The 19,303-nt window shown below is 61.2% G+C and carries 16 protein-coding genes; 8 read left to right on the top strand and 8 right to left on the bottom strand.

Annotated elements, in window-relative coordinates; all coding sequences use genetic code 11:
* The 3 genes from ACLK1G_RS24190 to yjiA form a co-directional block, all read left to right on the top strand.
* On the top strand, positions 1-1,397 hold a 1,397-nt coding region (locus ACLK1G_RS24190; protein WP_420767661.1), incomplete at its 5' end, for a carbon starvation CstA family protein.
* A gap of 15 nt (positions 1,398-1,412) precedes the next feature.
* Positions 1,413-1,610, top strand: coding sequence for a YbdD/YjiX family protein (locus ACLK1G_RS24185; protein WP_072390895.1), 198 nt, complete (start codon positions 1,413-1,415; stop codon positions 1,608-1,610).
* Positions 1,611-1,887: 277 nt separating this feature from the next.
* The gene (yjiA, locus tag ACLK1G_RS24180; RefSeq protein WP_420767660.1) at positions 1,888-2,856 is read left to right on the top strand and encodes a GTPase; all 969 of its coding nucleotides are present in this window, start codon (positions 1,888-1,890) and stop codon (positions 2,854-2,856) included.
* A 78-nt stretch (positions 2,857-2,934) separates the two neighbouring features.
* Here the strand turns inward: yjiA and glyA are convergent, their stop codons facing one another.
* Complete coding sequence (gene glyA / locus ACLK1G_RS24175) at positions 2,935-4,188, bottom strand: serine hydroxymethyltransferase (RefSeq protein ID WP_230153609.1); 1,254 nt, start codon at positions 4,186-4,188, stop codon at positions 2,935-2,937.
* A 229-nt stretch (positions 4,189-4,417) separates the two neighbouring features.
* Positions 4,418-8,266 (bottom strand): sensor domain-containing protein, encoded by a 3,849-nt coding sequence (locus tag ACLK1G_RS24170; protein WP_420767659.1) that lies wholly within the window; start codon positions 8,264-8,266, stop codon positions 4,418-4,420.
* A 269-nt stretch (positions 8,267-8,535) separates the two neighbouring features.
* Here ACLK1G_RS24170 and ettA point away from each other — a divergent pair, with 269 nt between their 5' ends.
* Positions 8,536-10,200, top strand: coding sequence for an energy-dependent translational throttle protein EttA (gene ettA / locus ACLK1G_RS24165; protein WP_420767658.1), 1,665 nt, complete (start codon positions 8,536-8,538; stop codon positions 10,198-10,200).
* A 58-nt stretch (positions 10,201-10,258) separates the two neighbouring features.
* Here ettA and ACLK1G_RS24160 read toward each other — a convergent pair whose 3' ends face one another.
* From ACLK1G_RS24160 to ACLK1G_RS24145, 4 genes are all read right to left on the bottom strand, one after another.
* Positions 10,259-10,750, bottom strand: coding sequence for a GreA/GreB family elongation factor (locus ACLK1G_RS24160; protein ID WP_420767657.1), 492 nt, complete (start codon positions 10,748-10,750; stop codon positions 10,259-10,261).
* 70 nt (positions 10,751-10,820) lie between these two features.
* On the bottom strand, positions 10,821-11,177 hold the full coding sequence (locus tag ACLK1G_RS24155; RefSeq protein WP_420767656.1) for a hypothetical protein: 357 nt from the start codon (positions 11,175-11,177) through the stop codon (positions 10,821-10,823).
* Positions 11,178-11,267: 90 nt separating this feature from the next.
* Entirely contained in the window at positions 11,268-13,121 is a 1,854-nt protein-coding gene (locus tag ACLK1G_RS24150; protein WP_420767655.1) for an Lnb N-terminal periplasmic domain-containing protein, read from the bottom strand.
* A gap of 88 nt (positions 13,122-13,209) precedes the next feature.
* Positions 13,210-13,698: a DUF3015 domain-containing protein gene (locus ACLK1G_RS24145; protein ID WP_420767654.1), complete on the bottom strand. Its 489-nt coding sequence runs from the start codon at positions 13,696-13,698 to the stop codon at positions 13,210-13,212.
* 274 nt (positions 13,699-13,972) lie between these two features.
* On the opposite strand from ACLK1G_RS24145, the gene ACLK1G_RS24140 reads away from it, so the two are divergent.
* From ACLK1G_RS24140 to bamJ, 4 genes are all read left to right on the top strand, one after another.
* Complete coding sequence (locus ACLK1G_RS24140) at positions 13,973-16,411, top strand: Lon protease family protein (RefSeq protein ID WP_420767653.1); 2,439 nt, start codon at positions 13,973-13,975, stop codon at positions 16,409-16,411.
* A 319-nt stretch (positions 16,412-16,730) separates the two neighbouring features.
* On the top strand, positions 16,731-17,072 hold the full coding sequence (locus ACLK1G_RS24135; protein ID WP_420767652.1) for a PA4575 family protein: 342 nt from the start codon (positions 16,731-16,733) through the stop codon (positions 17,070-17,072).
* Positions 17,073-17,182: 110 nt separating this feature from the next.
* A complete protein-coding gene (locus ACLK1G_RS24130) occupies positions 17,183-17,671 on the top strand; it encodes a TIGR00645 family protein (RefSeq protein WP_420767651.1) in 489 nt (162 codons plus the stop codon).
* Positions 17,672-17,790: 119 nt separating this feature from the next.
* The gene (bamJ, locus tag ACLK1G_RS24125; RefSeq protein WP_003205746.1) at positions 17,791-18,408 is read left to right on the top strand and encodes a BamJ family beta-barrel-assembly machinery protein; all 618 of its coding nucleotides are present in this window, start codon (positions 17,791-17,793) and stop codon (positions 18,406-18,408) included.
* A gap of 89 nt (positions 18,409-18,497) precedes the next feature.
* Here bamJ and ACLK1G_RS24120 read toward each other — a convergent pair whose 3' ends face one another.
* Complete coding sequence (locus tag ACLK1G_RS24120) at positions 18,498-18,755, bottom strand: PA4570 family protein (protein WP_003205743.1); 258 nt, start codon at positions 18,753-18,755, stop codon at positions 18,498-18,500.
* Between the two features lie 203 nt (positions 18,756-18,958).
* Positions 18,959-19,300 carry a zinc ribbon domain-containing protein YjdM gene (locus ACLK1G_RS24115; protein WP_420767650.1) on the bottom strand — a complete coding sequence of 114 codons (342 nt, stop codon included), beginning with the start codon at positions 19,298-19,300 and terminating at the stop codon, positions 18,959-18,961.
* Positions 19,301-19,303: the final 3 nt, after the last annotated feature.

Raw genomic sequence — 19,303 nt, 5'->3', positions numbered from 1 at the left:
TCTCGATCATCGGCGTGCTGTTGCTGTTGGGTTCGATCTGGCTGGGCGGGCAGATCGCCGCCGATCCGGTCTGGGCCAAGGCCTTCACCTTCACCGGAATCCAGATCACCTGGATGCTGATCGGCTACGGTTTTGTCGCGGCGGTCCTGCCGGTGTGGCTGATCCTGGCGCCACGGGACTACCTGTCGACCTTCCTCAAGATCGGCACCATCGTCGCCCTGGCGATCGGCATCCTGGTCACCATGCCCGAGCTGAAAATGCCCGCGCTGACTCAGTTCACCGACGGCACCGGGCCGGTGTGGAAGGGCGGCTTGTTCCCGTTCCTGTTCATCACCATCGCCTGCGGCGCGGTCTCGGGTTTCCATGCGCTGATCTCCTCGGGCACCACGCCCAAGCTGCTGGATAACGAAACCAACGCCCGCTACATCGGTTACGGCGGCATGCTGATGGAATCCTTCGTGGCCATCATGGCGATGGTTGCCGCCTCGGTGATCGAGCCGGGCGTGTACTTCGCCATGAACAGCCCGGCGGCGATCGTCGGCACTGACGTGGTGGCCGTGGCCCAGACCGTCAGCAGTTGGGGCTTTGCAATCACCCCCGACGCGCTGCAAGCGGTGGCCAAGGACATCGGTGAGACCACCATCCTGGCCCGTGCCGGCGGTGCGCCGACCCTGGCGGTCGGTATCGCGCAGATCCTGCACTCGGTGCTGCCGGGTGAGAATACCATGGCCTTCTGGTACCACTTCGCGATCCTGTTCGAAGCGCTGTTCATCCTCACCGCGGTGGACGCCGGCACCCGTGCCGGGCGGTTCATGCTGCAGGATCTGCTCGGCTCGTTCGTGCCGGCCCTCAAGCGAACCGAATCCTGGACCGCCAACCTGATCGCCACTGCCGGCTGCGTCGCGCTGTGGGGTTACTTGCTGTACCAGGGCGTGATCGATCCGCTGGGCGGCATCAACACCTTGTGGCCGCTGTTCGGCATCTCCAACCAGATGCTGGCCGGTATCGCGCTGATGCTCGCCACCGTGGTGCTGATCAAGATGAAGCGCCAACGCTACGTCTGGGTCACGCTGCTGCCGGCGAGCTGGCTGCTGATCTGCACCACCACCGCGGGCCTGATCAAGCTGTTCGACGCCAACCCGGCGATCGGCTTCCTGGCCCTGGCGCGCAAATACAACGATGCCCTGGCCGCCGGCCAGATCCTGGCCCCGGCCAAGAGCATCGAGCAGATGCAGCACGTGGTGTTCAATGCCTACACCAACGCAACGCTGACGGTATTGTTCCTGTTCGTGGTCTTCAGCATCCTGTTCTACGCGCTCAAGGTCGGCATCGCCGCCTGGGGCACGAAAGAGCGCACGGACAAAGAAGCGCCATTCCAGGCCCTGCCGGACGCTTGATAGAGGATTGCAACGATGTTCAATGACTTGAGTCGCCTCGGTAAATACCTCGGTCAGGCCGCCCGCCTGATGGTCGGCATGCCCGACTACGACAACTACGTCGAGCACATGCAAACCAAGCACCCGGACAAGCCGCTGATGGACTACGAGGCGTTCTTCCGAGAGCGCCAAGAGGCCCGTTACGGCGGCAAGGCCGGGCCCAAGTGCTGTTGAGCTGAGGCCCATCCCTTGTGGGAGCGAGCCTGCTCGCGATAGCGGTGGGTCAGTTAATGATGAATTGACTGACCTGACGCCATCGCGAGCAGGCTCGCTCCCACAGGTGTTTTGGGGTGGCCTTGGGATTGCGTACACCACAGATCGCCTTGTGGGAGCGAGCCTGCTCGCGATAGCGGAGTGTCAGTTGACGAGGATTTGACTGACCTGACGCCATCGCGAGCAAGCTCGCTCTCACAGGATCCGCTTTCTTTTTCAGGCATCAAGGAGATTCAGTTTGTCCTCTCCCATCCCGGTCACGATCCTCAGCGGCTTCCTCGGCGCTGGCAAGACCACGCTGCTGCGTCATCTGCTCAAGGCCGAGCACGGCCTGAAAATTGCCGTGATCGAGAACGAATTCAGCGATGCAGGCATCGATACCCAGTTGCTGGGCGAAGAGCCGGTGCAGGTCATGACCCTGGCCAACGGCTGCGTTTGTTGCACCATCCACACCGACCTCACCAAGGCCCTGTACTTGTTGCTCGAGCGGCTGGACAGCGGCGAGATCCAATTTGACCGCCTAGTGATCGAATGCACCGGTCTCGCCGATCCCGCACCGGTGGCGCAAACCTTTTTCATCGACGAGGACCTGCGTGAGCGCTACATCCTCGACGGTATCCTGACCTTGGTGGATGCCGCGCATGCCGACACCCACCTGGCCCAGGCCATTGCCCAGGCCCAGGTCGGATTTGCCGATCGCCTGCTATTGAGCAAGACAGACCTGGTCGACGCGGCCCATGTCGAGGCTCTTCGCGAACGCCTGATGCGCATCAACCGGCGGGCGCCGATTCGAGTGGTCGAACACGGCAAGATCGACCTGGCCGAATTGCTGGACATCCGCGGTTTCAACCTCAATGCGGACCTGGGCGCCGGGCTCAGCCTTCGTCCGGTTGGCAAGGCGACCACGGGCGATCGCATCAGCAGCCTGGTGCTGCGCACCGACAAGCCGCTGGACATCGACAAGCTCAGCGACTTCATGAACCAGTTGCTGGAAGAACACGGCAAGCAGTTGCTGCGCTACAAAGGCGTTTTGAACATCGCGGGCGAGTCCCGTCGGTTGGTATTCCAGGGTGTGCTCAAATTGTACGGTTTCGATTGGGACACCGATTGGGCGCCAGGCGAGGCCCGGGAAAGCGTTATCGTGTTCATCGCCGATGAACTGCCTGAAGAAAAGATCCGCGCCGGCTTCGAAGCCGCGCTCCACTGACCATCCACGCGTGGGGCGAATGGTTTTCCAACGATAAAAAAAACCGGCCACTGGGGCCGGTTTTTTTTGCTACTGCTATCAGGCGCCGTATACCGGCAGCTTCTTGCAGATCGCCTTGACCTTCTCACGCACGGCGTCGATCACCGCTTCGTTGTTCAGGTCGGCCAGGATGTCGCAGATCCAGCCAGCCAGCTCCTTGCACTCGGCTTCCTTGAAACCGCGAGTGGTCACCGCAGGGGTGCCGAAACGCAGGCCCGAGGTGACGAACGGGGAACGTGGATCGTTGGGTACCGAGTTCTTGTTGACGGTGATGAACGCTTTACCCAGCGCCGCGTCAGCGTCTTTGCCGGAAATCTCTTGCTTGATCAGCGAGAGCAGGAACAGGTGGTTTTCAGTACCGCCGGACACCACGTCGAAGCCGCGCTCGATGAACACGCCGGCCATGGCCTTGGCGTTCTTCACCACTTGTTGCTGGTAGGCCTTGAACTCAGGCTGCAGGGCTTCCTTGAAGCAGATCGCCTTGGCCGCGATCACGTGCTCCAGCGGGCCGCCCTGGGCGCCTGGGAATACCGCCGAGTTCAGCTTCTTCTCGATGTCGGCGTTGGCGCGCGCCAGGATCAGGCCGCCACGTGGACCGCGCAGGGTCTTGTGGGTGGTGGTGGTGACCACGTCCGCGAACGGCACCGGGTTCGGGTACACGCCAGCGGCAACCAGGCCGGCAACGTGGGCCATGTCGACGAACAGGTAGGCCCCGACCTTGTCGGCGATCTCGCGAAAGCGCGGGAAATCGAGGATCTGGGAGTAGGCGGAGAAACCGGCCACGATCATTTTCGGCTTGTGCTCGAGGGCCAGGCGCTCGACTTCGTCGTAGTCGATCAGGCCATTGCCGTCGATACCGTACTGAACGGCGTTGTACAGTTTGCCGGAGGAGGAAACGCTGGCGCCGTGGGTCAGGTGACCGCCGTGGGCCAGGCTCATGCCCAGGATGGTGTCACCGGCCGACAGCAACGCCAGGTACACGGCGGCATTGGCCTGGGAACCTGCGTGTGGCTGGACGTTGGCGTAATCGGCGCCGAACAGCTGCTTGGCGCGGTCGATGGCCAATTGCTCGACCACGTCGACGTACTCGCAACCACCGTAGTAACGCTTGCCTGGGTAGCCTTCGGCGTACTTGTTGGTCAGTACCGAGCCTTGAGCTTCCATCACCGCTGGGCTGGTGTAGTTTTCCGAAGCGATCAGCTCGATGTGCTCTTCCTGGCGCTGAGCTTCTTGCTCCATGGCGGCAAAGAGATCGGCGTCGTACTTGGCAATAGTCAAATCACGGCTGAACATGGCGGTCCTCAAGGATCGGGGCAGAAAAGGGGGGCATTCTACCTCAACCGGTTTTGGAAGGCATATGAAAGGGCGTCATGTCTTGGACGAATGGGTTTCATGCATTATTCAGTGATGTCTCGGCCGGCCCCATCGCGAGCAAGCTCGCTCCCACAGGGTTATGTGTACACAGGTTCAAATGTGGGAGCGAGCTTGCTCGCGATGAGGCCGCTACAGGCGCCGCACGCTCTCAGTCGATCATGAACAACGCATCATTGCTGAACTGCGCTTCAAACCGATTCGCCGGCATCGGCCGGCCGAACAGGTAGCCCTGTACTTCGTCGCAGCCGTGTTCGCGCAAGAAGTCCAGTTGCTCGTGGGTCTCGACGCCTTCGGCGATCACCGCCAGGTTGAGGCTGTGGGCCATGGCGATGATCGCCCGGGCGATCTGCGCGTCCTGCTCGCCGGACGGCAGGCCGTCGACGAAGGTGCGGTCGATCTTCAGCACGTCGATGGGGAATTGCTTGAGGTAGTTGAGCGACGAATAGCCGGTGCCGAAGTCATCCACCGCGATACTCAGGCCAAGGTTCTTCAACCCGGCGAGGATCTGCATCGCCTCGCTGACTTCGCGCATCAGGATACTTTCCGTCAGTTCCAGCTCCAGGCAGGCCGGTGGCAGCCCAGTGCTGCGCAAGATATTGGCGATGCGTGTGCCGAGCTGGCCGTCGGAGAACTGCCGGGCCGAGATGTTGACCGAGACCTTCGGCACCCGGACCTTGGCCTGGTGCCAGGTCTTGAGCTGGCGACAGGCTTCGCTGATAACCCAGTCGCCGACGTCCACCACCAGGCCGAGTTCTTCCAGCACCGGGATGAAATCCCCCGGCGGCACCAACCCGCGTCGCGGATGGCGCCAGCGCAGCAAGGCCTCGGCGCCGGTCAGGCGCTTGCCGTCGCCACTGAACTGGGGTTGGTAATAGAGCACGAACTCATTCTGTTCCAAGGCGTGGCGCAGGTCGCTTTCCAATTCCAGCCGCTCCAGGGCGCTGGCGTTCATGTCGGCCTGGTAGAACTGGAAGTTGTTCTTGCCGCGCTCCTTGGCGTGATACATGGCCGTGTCGGCGTTCTTCATCAATTGGCTGAGTTCGTTGCCGTCCTGGGGGCTGAGGGCGATACCGATACTGGCGGTGACGAAAAACTCGCGACCTTCGAGCACGAAGGGCCGGACGAGGCTGGCAAGGATCTGCTCGGCCACGGTGATCGCCCGGTTCAACGCCATCTCGCGAGTGGCTCGCGGTTGCAGCAGCAGGGTGAATTCATCGCCGCCCATGCGCGCCACGGTGTCGTCGTCGGCCACGCAGCCGAGCAGGCGCGTCGCCATTTCCTTGAGCATCCGGTCGCCAGCGGCATGGCCCAGGGAGTCGTTGATCGGCTTGAAGCGGTCCAGGTCGAGAAACATCAGCACGACCCAGGTCTTCTGCCGCTCGGCTGACTGCAGCGCGGTGTGCAGACGGTCCTGGAACAGCGTGCGGTTGGGCAGGTGAGTCAATGCGTCGTAGTAGGCCAGGCGATGGATGCGCTGCTCGCTGGCCTTGCGTTCGCTGATGTCGCTGAAGAAACACACGTAGCTGGCAAGGTCGCCTTCGTCGTCGAGCACCGCCGTGATGCCGACCCAGGCCGGGTAATGTTCACCATTACGGCGCTTGAGCCAGACTTCGCCTTCCCAGGTGCTGTGTTGTTGCAGTTGCTTGAGCACGTAGCGCAAATGGGCTTCCTGCTGCTCATCCACGGTCAGCATGGTGGGCAGTTGGTCGAGCACTTGCGATACCGCGTAACCGCTGACGCGACTGAACGCCTCGTTGGCCTGAACGATGTAGCCGGCCGGGTCGGTGATCAGGATCGCCGATGTCGAGTGCTCGAATACGGTGGCGGCCATGCGCAGGTCTTTTTCGGCGCGCCGCTGCTGGCTGATGTCACGGCCCACCCCCAGTACACCTTCGAACGCGCCATGGTCATCCCACACCAGCACCAGCCGCAGCTCGATAGGGATCTTGCGCCCATCGGCGCGCAGGCAGTCGAACAGATACAACTGGGTCTGCATCTGGTTGCGCAGCTCGGTCAGTTGGTCGGGCTTGTCGAGGGCCTTGCTGAGGCGGTCCATCAGGCTGTAGATGCCGGTCAGTTGTTGCGGGTTGGCGATGGTCGACTGCCAGCCGTTCTGGAAGATCGAGTCGGCGGTGTAGCCCAGCACCGCCTGGACGGACGGGCTGACATAGTTGAGCGACAGCTTGCTGTCGGTCGAGAAAATCACATCGCTGATGCTTTCGGCGAGCATCCGGTAGCGTTGCTCGCTGTCGCGCAGCGATTCGCTGGCCTCGATCTGCTCGGTGATGTCCTTGGCCACGCCGATGATCCGGGTCACCTGGTCGTAGCGGTCCCGGGCCAGGGCCTGTTCTCGGACCTCGAAACGGCGCCACTTGCCGTTGCGATGGCGGAACCGCAGCTGGCATTGCAGCAACTGCGTGTAGCCGCCGCGCCGCTGTTCCTGGCGTAGCGTGTGATAGTGATCGGCGTCGTCGCTGTGCAGCAGGATTTCCCAGAAATACTCGCCCATCTGGTGCAGTTCGGTTCGGTCGTAGCCGAGCGTCTGGCCCAGGTGGTGGTTGCTGAAGATCATCCGCTGGCTGATCACATCCTGCACATAAAGATGATCCGGAACGGTGCGCACCACATCGGACCAGAACCCTTCGCGTTCCAGTAGCGACAGTTCGATCAGCTTGCGGCTGGTGATGTCGCTGATGCTCAGGATGACCGCGTTATAGTCGTGCTGTGTTTCCGGCAGGCGCAACACCAGCCACAGATGCTGATCCCGGCCGTGGGCGTCCTGGAGCCTGATTTCCAGCTCCAGCTGTTTATGGGGATCGAGCAACGCTTCGAGCAGTTTCGAACCGACCGGGTTGTTGTCCTTTTCGGCGTTGCCAACCAGCAGTTGCCAGGCTTGTTGGCAGGAGTCGACATTGAGCAGCTTCAACGCCACCTGGTTGACTTCGGTGACGTGCACTTGCTGTTGCAGCTGTTCGAGCTGTTGCGGAACCTGCAACCAGGCGCGCAGTTGCTCGCCGTTGTGCAGGCCAGTCCTGGCAAAAAACGCCTTGAGGCCGGACAGGTCGAGCACGCAGAGGGCCACGCCGGTGCCCTCGAAAATGTCCTGATAGCGACGGCGCCCTTCGTGCAGCTGCCGCTGGCGTCGGCGCATGTTCAGCAGGGCAATGACCGGCAACATGGAAAACGCCAGGCCCAGCAGGCATTTGCCGATGAAGGCCGGAAGCAGCTGCTCGAGCACCTGGCGCCGGTCGAACAGCCCGCGCAGCTGCCAGTCGCTGCTGCTCAGGGGGACGGTCAACACCGTGTTGCTCAGGTCCTGCGGGGTCAGTTGGGACGGGGTGATCGTGGGCAGGCTTTCGTCGCGGCTGATGATCTGCCGATTGAGACGGTTCTCCACCAGCCACAGTGGCCGCAGGCCCGTATCGCCCTGTTTGGTCAATGTCGAAAAGAAACTCGGAGACAGGCGCAGCGCCCAGTATCCGCGAGAGCTGCCGCTGGCCTGGTGCAACAGCAGATGCACCACGGAGCCGTCCTCGGCATTGCTGAAATAATGGGCCTGGGCGTGACTGCGTCGTACCAGTTCGGCCAGGTAATCCGCGTCCTGGCTATCCGCGTCACTGTCGCTGAGCACTCTGCCGGAGGGGCTCAGCAGCGCCAGGCTGCGCAATTCGGGCAATGATTGCTTGAGCTTGCGCAACAGCGCCTGCTGTTCGTCGGCGGTTTGCGGTTGTTCGACGATCGGTAGCAGATTGAGGGCTATTTGCGCGTTCAGGGCCATGTTCAGGCTGACTTGCGCGGCGAGGTCGGCGGTGTGGTCGATGGTGTATTGGCGCTGTTGCTGTTGGGTTTCGCGCAGTTGATCGAGCAGCTGCCAGAAGAGCAGCCCCAGCAATAACAGCACCAGCGAGGCCAGCCCGCCCTTCAATGTCCCGCGCAGGGGCAAGCCAGGCACAGCGACTGGGGCGCGTGAGGACGAGGGCGGAGTGACGTTGGACAAGCTGTAATCCTGCGGTTTGCTGGACTGGCGCGACGTCACTATAAGCCTGACGCCCGAAGGGCGACTAGCATGCCTTGACTTGTGGCAAAGTGCCAGTCCTCGGCGGCTGGACCTGGACCGACGGTTGAGGTAGCTTTGCCGGTCAAACAAGAGCGTTCCAGCTCCAGATTCCCAGGCTCCATCGGCTCGCAGGCAGTGATCAACATCAACTGCCCGCGCCGCGCATGGCCTGGCTCGTTCTTTTCACTGTCACTGACGCTAGGTTCACCATGGCTCAATACGTCTTCACCATGCATCGGCTGGGCAAAGTTGTTCCGCCGAAGCGGGAAATCCTGAAAAACATTTCTCTTTCCTTTTTCCCTGGCGCCAAGATCGGCGTACTGGGCCTCAACGGCTCGGGTAAGTCCACGCTGCTGAAAATCATGGCCGGCGTCGACAAGGAGTTCGACGGTGAAGCCCGTCCGATGCCCGACCTGAACATCGGCTACCTGCCGCAAGAGCCACAACTGGACCCGACCAAGACCGTGCGTGAAGTGGTCGAGGAAGCGGTCAGCGTGATCAAGGACGCCCAGGCGCGCCTGGACGAGGTCTACGCCGCCTACGCCGACCCGGACGCCGATTTTGACAAGCTGGCCGCCGAACAGGCCAAGCTCGAAGCGATCCTGCAGGCCAGCGACGGTCATAACCTGGATCGCCAGCTGGAAGTGGCCGCCGATGCGCTGCGCCTGCCGGCCTGGGACGCGAAAGTGGAACATCTGTCGGGCGGTGAAAAGCGTCGCGTGGCCCTGTGCCGCCTGCTGCTGTCCGCGCCGGACATGTTGCTGCTCGACGAACCGACGAACCACCTGGACGCCGACTCCGTCGCCTGGCTCGAACACTTCCTGCACGACTTCCCAGGCACCGTGGTTGCGATCACGCACGACCGTTACTTCCTGGACAACGTCGCCGGCTGGATCCTGGAACTCGACCGCGGCGCGGGCATTCCGTACGAGGGCAACTATTCGGGCTGGCTGGAAGCCAAGTCCGATCGTCTGGCCCAGGAGTCCAAGCAGCAGTCGGCCCATGAAAAAGCCATGAAGGAAGAACTGGAATGGGTGCGCAAGGGCGCCAAGGCGCGCCAGTCGAAATCCAAGGCTCGCCTGCAACGCTTCGAGGAAATGCAGTCTCAGGAATTCCAAAAGCGCAGCGAAACCAACGAGATCTACATCCCGGCCGGCCCGCGCCTGGGTGACAAGGTCATCGAATTCAAGAACGTCACCAAGGGCTACGGCGACCGCGTGTTGATCGACAACCTGTCGTTCTCCATGCCTAAAGGCGCCATTGTCGGTGTGATCGGTGGTAACGGTGCGGGTAAATCCACGCTGTTCCGCATGCTGATGGGCAAGGAAACCCCGGACTCCGGCACCATCGAGATCGGTGAAACCGTGCAACTGGCCTGCGTCGACCAGAGCCGTGAGGACCTGGACGGCAGCAAGACCGTGTTCCAGCAGATCTCTGACGGTTCCGACCAGATCCGTATCGGCAACTACGAAATCCCGTCGCGCACTTATGTCGGTCGTTTCAACTTCAAGGGCGGCGATCAACAGAAGTTCGTCAAGGATCTCTCCGGCGGTGAGCGCGGTCGCTTGCACCTGGCGTTGACGTTGAAGGAGGGCGGTAACGTCTTGCTGCTCGACGAACCGTCCAACGACCTCGACGTCGAAACCCTGCGTTCCCTGGAAGAAGCCTTGCTGGACTTCCCGGGCGCCGCCATTGTGATCTCCCACGACCGGTGGTTCCTTGACCGCGTGGCAACCCACATCCTGGCATATGAAGACGACTCCCAAGCGGTGTTCTTCGAAGGCAACTACACCGAGTACGAAGCCGATCGCAAGAAACGCCTCGGCGAAGCCGCCGCCCAGCCGCATCGCGTACGGCACAAGAAACTGGCCTGATTCGGTCGGTTGCATAAAAAACGGAGCCTTCGGGCTCCGTTTTTCATGGACCGTGGCTTTACTTCAGGTCAATTGCCACCACCTCAATCGATAGATCCCCCGCCGGCCGCTTCCACACCACCTCATCCCCAACCTTCGCCCCCAGCAAGGCCCGCCCCAGCGGCGAGCCCCAGTTGATCAGTCCATTGGTCGCATCGGCCTGGTCTTCCCCAACCAATTGCACACACCGTTCCTGATCGTGCTCATCGGCAAAAGTCACCCAGTGCCCGATTCGCACCTGATCGCAATGGCTCGGCGTAACGACCTGGGCGCTTTGCAGGCGTTGATTGAAATATCGCAGATCCCGTTCGATATCGGCGATACGCTGCTTGTCTGCCCGCTCGCCCTGGGCAGACTGTTGGCTATGCAGTTGCTGCAGTTTGGTGACCCGTGCCTGCAATTGAGCAAGCCCCGCCGGCGTGACGTAGTTGGGCTGTGCGCTGACCTGGCGTTCGACCGGTTGATCGGCCTGGGCGGCGGCGTTGTCTTCGTTGACGAAAGCGCGACTCATAGGGTTCTCCTCTGTTGGAGTTTGGGCCATGGTCGCAAGGTTTTGGTTTCGACGGATGTCTCTGAGCGACTCACTGCGTGCGATAGGCCCGAGCGGCGTCGCGATCTTTCTCCTGCTGCCAGGCACGTTCGCGATCGTCCCAGTGGCGTTCGCGGTAGACGTCACGCTCTTCACTCTCGCGCATGGCCTGGCACTGGCGAAAGCCGTCGCTCCAGCCCTCGGCGTAGCGGGCATCCTTGAGATAACGCGGCACGTCCTTCCTGAACTGGCCTGTGATTACGCCGGCGGCTTGCCGACCGCTACTGCAGCCATCATCGAAACCGTCGGCGAAGGCCGGTGGATAACCTCGGGCAATCAAATCCTCATGGGTTGTTTCACAGCCACCGAGCAACACCAACACCCCCAATACCACCGCCGCGCGCCACATGTTTTGCGTTCCTGCCCGATCCACTCATAAAAGAAGTCTAGAAGCGGATTCGTCAGAAAGGTGTGAAAGCGCGGTGATCAATCCGTTCGTTCAGTAGTGGTACCACTTCACCTCGAGCATCACCTCGTTCTCTGGCGAGGCCAAGTGGCTGAACTCTCGCTGGGCGCTCAGGCGCAGGCCCAGGTTGCGGGACAATTCCCACTGCTGGTTCAGGCTCAGGCTACGGCGTACCTCGCCATTGACGAAGTAATCGCCCTTGGCTTCCAGGCTCAGGTTGCCCAGCGGGTTTTTCCACAGCACGCCGCTGTTGAATCCGGCGGCCGGGGCGATGAATTGAGCGAAATCGTTGTTGTGTTCGACCCGCACCGTGCCCAGTGCAAAGCCCAGTACATCTTCGCCCAGCGCCCAAGTGCCGCCCGCGCCGCCGTTGACGTGGCTGACCAATGTTTCATCGTCGTGTTTGCCCGGCACCCGCTCCAGGCCACCAGTGACCTGCCAGGACAACGGTTGCAGCAGCTCGTTGCGCGGGGTCAGGGAGCGGATGGTCGCCAGGTCCAGCTGCTGCACTTGCCAGTCGTTGCCTTCGTACTGGCGCAGCTTTAGTTGCAGGATCTCGATTTGCGCCCCCAGCGGAAAGCTTTCGGCGTTGTCGTTGAGGTCGTGATAGGCCATGCGCAGGCCGTACTCACCGAACGCACGGTCACCCCGCGTACCCAGGCCGGCCTGCCAGGTGCGCGATTCGTGGCCGTCTTCCGGAAGGCCCGGCTGTGGGATGTCCAGTTCCGGCGCGGGGTTCTGGTTGATCGCCCTCAGCAGCTCGAAACTGCGCTGGGCCCGCTGTGGATCGCGCTCCTGGCCGTTGGCGCGATAACGCTCCAGGCGGTAGGCGGCATCGATGATCAGCGCCTGGCGCTCGCGCGGTAGCGCCTTGAAGTCGGGCGTTTGCAATTGTTGCTGGTCGGCGCTGACCTTCAAAACCCACTGCTGCTCATTATCGCTGAGCGGTTCGGCGCGGCTGAGCAACTCTCGCTCCCGGGACGGGCGGTACTGGATGCTTTCCACCAGCCCGGCTTCTTTCACCGCCTTGACGGTGTCGGTGGGGATCGCCGTGAGCGGGAACTGTTCGGTCAGGCGCAGGCTGGGACGGGCGACTTGCAGCAATTCAAGCAGGCGATAGGAGCAGTTTTCGTCGAAGAAGAAATAGTCGAACTGGATCTGCTTGAGTTCCCACACATGCTCGACCATCCGTTCGGTTTCCGCCTGGCTCAGGTTCAGGCGGTATTCCCACAGGTCGCGATTCTCGAGGCTGCGGTATTCGGAGAGTTTTTCCTGATACGGCACCAGGGCGAACAGGCCAGGGTAGCCGCCCATCAGGCCCTTCCAGGCGTAGAGGATGCTGTTATCCGAACCTTCAATGTAGGCGCCGAAGTTGATCGCGTAGCTGAGCAGCGCGGTCTTGTCGCTTTGCACATCGGCCTGGTCGATGCGCAGCAACGTATGGCCGAACATCGATGACGGACTGTTCAGGTACGCGGCCGGGAAGATCATCACCGCGCTGTGGGGCGAAACGTCCTTGAACCATTGGGTGTAATCGCTGCAATTGACCGAGGGCAGGTCCGTCAGGTCGAGCTGCGCCTTCAGCCAGCGGGTACGCGCCGGGTACACGCACTGGGCATGCTGCTGGCCGGCACTGGCCGGGCCGTACAGGGCTTGCAGCGTGGCGGTCAGTTCGCGGTCGGGATGCTCGTTGCCGTCGGGTGCGAGGAAGAATTTCTTGTCGCTGATGTAGCTGCGCCAGCCGCCGAGCTTGGCGGTTTCGTAGTGGCCAAGGGAAATCCAGAAGCGGTCATTGGCCAGTTGCTGCAAACGTTGAGGGTCGACATGAGGCGCGGCGGATAGCGGGGCGCACACACAGAGCGCCAGCCAGGCAAGGCGTTTGAGCATAGTCGGCTACTTGGAAGATCGAAAAATAAAGACCGAGAGGGCCCCAGAAAGAAAACCCGCTCCCCGAAAGGAGCGAGTGGTGTCGAGCTTAAGCTTGAGTCGCGTACTTGGCCAGGCGAGGGTCGTTTTTCAGAATGGCCAGGGTGTTGGCATGCACGTCTTCTGCGGTCACGTCAGCCTTGCTGAAGATCTGCTGGAAGTGCTCGTGGGTCACAGCGGAGAAGTGAGCGCGATCTTCCGGCGCCACACCCAGTACCACGGCGTAGGTGGTCAGCGCTTCGCCCTGACCCTTGGCCATGTCTTCGGACAGCTCGTTCATCATGCCATTCATGGCCAGCCAGGACTTGCCACCGTAGGTCAGTGCTGCGTTGGTCGAGCAGCCGTTGGTGCCGGAGGTCATGCCGAAGGTGGCGTTGCCGGAGGTGCCGTTGGTGGTGGATGCGAGGAAGTGGGCCGGGGTGCCACGCTGACCTTCGAACAGCATGTTGCCCCAACCGCAATCCGGGCCGCCCGGCGCCTGAGCCATGGCGTTGATGGATACAGCGGTGAAGAGAGTACCGAGAAGAATCCGTTTCATAGCTATGTTCTCTTTATGTGCATACCAATGGACAGGGTCTGGCCCCTACAGGAGCCAGTGGGCCGGTTATTGTTCCAGCCGCGCAGTTTGGAGTTTAGGCACGATCCGAGGGTTCCGTGACATTTTGCAAAAACATTACTGCAAACCCGTTGCTTGCGGGGCTCTGCCCTGGGTTTTTGCCTCGACTATGCTTTGGTCTGAGACGCTCCTTGCCAGTCAGGTATAGGCAGCGCCAGAATGCCGCTATCTGCCCCGCCTGATGTAAGGAAGCCCGATGCCTGATCCTGTTGCTGCCAGCTTGCGTCTAGCGCCCGAAGCGCTGACCCGTCCGTTTTCCGCTGAACAGTTCAGCTTCTCTACCACCAATGATCTGGAGCCCTTCCGCGGTGTGCTTGGCCAGGAGCGTGCGGTCGAAGCATTGCAGTTCGGTGTGGCGATGCCACGCCCCGGTTACAACGTATTCGTCATGGGTGAGCCCGGTACTGGCCGGTTCTCTTTCGTCAAGCGCTACCTCAAGGCCGAAGGCAAGCGCATGCAGACCCCGTCGGACTGGGTCTATGTCAATAACTTCGATGAGCCTCGCGAGCCGCGCGCCCTGGAGCTGCCCTCGGGTACGGCGGGCACGTTCATCGGCGATATCAATGGCCTTATCGACAATCTGCTGGCGACTTTTCCGGCCGTGTTCGAGCACCCGTCCTACCAGCAGAAAAAAAGCGCCATCGACCGCGCCTTCAACCAGCGCTACGACCGCGCTCTCGATGTGATCGAGCGCCTGGCATTGGAAAAGGATGTCGCGCTGTACCGTGACAGCAGCAACATCGCGTTCACGCCGATGAGCGAGGGCAAGGCGCTGGACGAGGCGGAGTTCGCCCAACTGCCGGAGGCCGAGCGCGAGCGGTTCCACGAAGATATTTCCGGCTTGGAGGAGCGCCTGAACGAAGAGCTCGCCAGCCTCCCGCAGTGGAAACGCGAATCCAACAACCAGTTGCGTCAGCTCAACGAAGAAACCATCACGCTGGCCTTACAGCCTTTGCTGGCGCCGTTGTCGGAAAAGTACGCCGAGAACGCCGCGGTTTGTGGATATCTGCAAGCCATGCAGGTCTATCTGCTCAAGACCGTGGTCGAACAACTGGTGGACGACAGCAAGACCGACGCCGTCGCCCGCAAGCTGCTGGAAGAGCAATACGCGCCGAGCCTGGTCGTCGGCCATCCGGCGAGCGGTGGCGCGCCGGTGGTATTCGAACCGCACCCGACCTACGACAATCTGTTCGGACGCATCGAATACAGCACCGACCAAGGCGCGCTCTACACCACGTATCGGCAGTTGCGCCCAGGCGCCTTGCACCGTGCCAACGGTGGTTTTCTGATCCTTGAAGCGGAAAAGATGCTCGGCGAGCCGTTCGTGTGGGATGCGCTCAAGCGTGCCCTGCAGTCGCGCAAGCTGAAAATGGAGTCGCCACTGGGCGAGTTGGGGCGGCTGGCGACGGTCACCCTGACGCCGCAGCACATCCCGTTGCAGGTCAAGGTCGTGATCATCGGCGCGCGCCAGCTCTATTACGCCTTGCAGGACCTGGATTCGGATTTCCAGGAAATGTTTCGCGTACTGGTGGACTTCGATGAAGACATCCCGATGGGCGACGAGAGCCTGGAGCAGTTAGCCCAGTTGCTCAAGACACGCACCTCGGAAGAGGGCATGGCGCCGCTGACCGCCGATGCGGTGGCGCGCCTGGCGACTTACAGTGCGCGTCTGGCCGAACACCAGGGACGCCTTTCGGCGCGTATCGGTGACCTTTTCCAACTGGTCAGCGAGGCGGATTTCATCCGCCAACTGGCCGGTGACGAGATGACCGATGCCGGTCACATCGAGCGCGCCTTGAAGGCCAAGGCAACCCGCACCGGGCGTGTCTCGGCGCGAATCCTCGACGACATGCTAGCGGGGATCATCCTCATCGACACCGACGGCGCGGCCGTGGGCAAGTGCAACGGGTTGACGGTACTTGAGGTGGGCGACTCTGCGTTCGGTGTCCCGGCGCGCATTTCGGCCACGGTATATCCCGGCGGCAGCGGTATCGTCGACATCGAGCGAGAGGTCAACCTCGGCCAGCCGATCCACTCCAAGGGTGTGATGATTCTTACCGGCTACCTGGGAAGCCGGTATGCCCAGGAATTCCCGCTAGCGATCTCGGCCAGCATCGCCCTGGAGCAGTCCTACGGCTATGTGGACGGCGACAGCGCATCCCTCGGCGAAGCTTGCACGCTGATCTCGGCCTTGTCGAAGACGCCATTGAAGCAGTGCTTCGCCATCACCGGCTCGATCAACCAATTTGGTGAAGTGCAGGCGGTGGGTGGGGTCAACGAGAAGATCGAAGGCTTCTTCCGCCTCTGTGAAGCCCGCGGGCTGACAGGCGAGCAGGGGGCGATCATTCCCCAGGCCAACGTAGCGACCCTGATGCTCGATGAAAAAGTGCTGGCCGCCGTGCGCGCCGGGCAATTCCACGTCTACGCCGTGCGCCAGGCCGACGAAGCCCTGAGCCTGCTGGTGGGCGAACCCGCGGGCGAGCCGGACGAGAACGGCGAGTTCCCGGAGGGCAGCGTCAATGCGCGCGTGGTGGAGCGGCTGCGGGTTATCGCGGAAATGATCAGCGAGGACGATATCAAGGAGGCGGAAAAGGAACTGGCGCAGCAGGCGCTGGCGGAGGCCAAGCCTGCTTGAGGATTTTTCCTATATCGGAAAATCTAATTGTGGGAGCGAGCCTGCTCGCGATAGCGGATGGACTGTCGACATCATTGTTGCTGCCCATCCGCCTTCGCGAGCAGGCTCGCTCCCACACTGTTTTTTGGGATCATTTTTTCTTAATGCGCCACCAGTTTGGCGTCAATATTCACACTGTGACCGCTCGGCGCATTCTGGTTTCGAAATCCTTCGCCGCCGGAACTTTTCTCCTATCCTCAGTTCAAGGATAACGAGAGCCATCATTGGATCGAAACAGCCCCGCCTGGGCTGAATACCGGATCTACCGAGGGGCGCCGCCATGTCGCGCAACCTTTGCCTTACCCGCCAGTGCCTGGGCCTGGTGACCCGCATTGAATGTGCTGTCCGTCCGCTCGCTGGAGACACGGGCATGTGGACCGTGCTCTTCGCCGCCGGAATGGCCGGCGAGCAACCTTCCGCCATCAAGGCCCAGGGGCCGTTTCCCGGGCCGACCGCCGCAGAAACCATACTCGACACCATCGTCCAGAGCCTGACAACCCACGGTTATGAACTGGCCGACGATCCGCAGATCTGGTCCCTGCACATGCAGGCGCAACTGCGGGAGATCAACGGAGGGCGTTGTCGCAACGTTGGCGGTTTCGAGTTTCGTCCGCTTCAGTGAGTCGTCCAAGGGCATGCTCCGCCAGTAGATCCGCAGGCCGGACCGGCGTTTGTCGGTAGGGGCGTGGCTGGTATACTCGCCGCGTTTTTTCAGCCCTGGTGTGAGACTCAATGGAACGCTTTATCGAAAATGCAATGTACGCCTCCCGTTGGCTGCTGGCGCCGATCTACTTCGGGCTGTCTCTGGGCTTGCTGGCCCTGGCGCTGAAATTCTTCCAGGAAGTCTTTCACGTCATCCCCAACGTGTTTTCCATGGCCGAGTCCGAGCTGATCCTGGTGCTGCTGTCGCTGATCGACATGGCGCTGGTGGGCGGTTTGCTGGTTATGGTGATGATCTCCGGCTATGAGAATTTCGTCTCGCAACTGGACATCGATTCCGACAAGGAAAAGCTCAACTGGCTGGGCACCATGGACTCTTCCTCCTTGAAGATGAAGGTGGCCGCGTCGATCGTAGCCATCTCTTCCATCCATTTGTTGCGTATCTTCATGGATGCCAAGAATGTCGATCCCGACCACCTGATGTGGTACGTGATCATCCACATGACGTTCGTGGTGTCGGCCTTCGCCATGGGGTATCTGGACAAGCTGACCAAGCACTGAGGTTCCTCACGCGCTGCGGCATCTGTGCTAGTCTGCTCGCCCTTTTGGTTCCGGGCGCTCCGGGAGGCGCTGTGTACGCACGGCAACTTCCCGGGCCGTCCGCACAGCGGAGCAGCATCATGTCCGAAGTTAACCTGTCCACCGACGAAACACGCGTCAGCTACGGCATAGGCCGTCAGTTGGGCGACCAACTGCGCGACAATCCGCCACCGGGCGTGAGCCTGGACGCGATCCTGGCCGGCCTGACCGACGCGTTCGCCGGCAAGCCAAGCCGCGTGGGCCAGGACGAGATGTCCGCCAGCTTCAAGGTCATCCGTGAAATCATGCAAGCGGAAGCCGCCGCCAAGGCTGAGGCCGCTGCGGGCGAAGGTCGTGCGTTCCTGGCTGAAAATGCCAAGCGCGAAGGCATCACCACCCTGGCCTCTGGCCTGCAATTCGAAGTGCTGACCCAGGGTGAAGGCGCCAAGCCGACCCGTGAAGACCAGGTGCGCACCCATTACCACGGCACCCTGATCGACGGCACTGTGTTCGACAGTTCCTACGATCGTGGCCAGCCAGCCGAATTCCCGGTAGGCGGCGTGATTCCTGGCTGGACCGAGGCGCTGCAACTGATGAACGCCGGCAGTAAATGGCGTTTGTACGTGCCTAGCGAGCTGGCCTACGGCGCCCAGGGCGTTGGCAGCATCCCGCCGCACAGCGTGCTGGTGTTCGACGTCGAGCTGTTGGACGTATTGTAAGACCCTGTCCGGTTTTTACAGCCGGACAAAAAACTGTGGGAGCGAGCCGCACCATCGCTCCCACAGGTTCTCCCATAGGTTATTTATGCTCATCCATGGAATCTGCCGCTGAAATCACCCGTTGGGCGCAACGCCCGGGCGTAGCAGAACAGGAACAGGTTTCGCACCAACTCCTTTAGCACCAGCGGTTCGCTGGAGTTGAGGCTGTTGAGGTCCAGATCCCCTTGGTCCTGCAGCTCATTCAAGGCTTCTTCTTCAAGCACCGCACAGACTTCCCCGGTTTCCCGGTGCAGGATCCTCAGGTAGGGATGTGGACGGTCCAGCCAGGCATCGATCAAATAAGTCATGGTTCTCATCTCCTTGATGGGTTCGATGAGAATAATTCTTATTCGCTAAATAGCAAGTCTCTATTGGCGCAACGGTTTTTTTCTGACGATGGGTTGTGAAAGCCCAAGCGGGTTGGAATCCCGTGGAGCCGCACAAAATAGGATTGGGGAGGGGGAAGGCAAGCACCATCCCACGCGGGGCATGGGATGGGAATACAACAGATTCAGACTTTTCTGACGAACTCGGATTTAAGCTTCATCGGGCCGATGCCGTCGATCTTGCAGTCGATATCATGATCGCCATCGCATAGGCGGATGTTCTTGACCTTGGTGCCAACCTTGACCACCAGGGAAGTGCCCTTGACCTTGAGGTCCTTGATCACGGTAATTGTATCGCCGTCCTGCAGGACGTTGCCAACCGAATCCTTCTTCACGATGTCGTCGGACGGCGCTTGCGCTTCGCCGCCGGCGGACCATTCATGGGCGCACTCTGGGCAGACCAGTTGGGTACCGTCTTCGTAGGTGTATTCGGAATTGCATTTCGGGCAGGGCGGCAACGTGCTCACTAA

The organism is Pseudomonas algeriensis, assembly GCF_048847255.1.
Taxonomy (GTDB): Bacteria; Pseudomonadota; Gammaproteobacteria; order Pseudomonadales; family Pseudomonadaceae; genus Aquipseudomonas.
The sequence above is the reverse complement of the archived record's forward strand: the minus strand, read 5'-3'. Positions and strand labels throughout refer to the sequence as shown.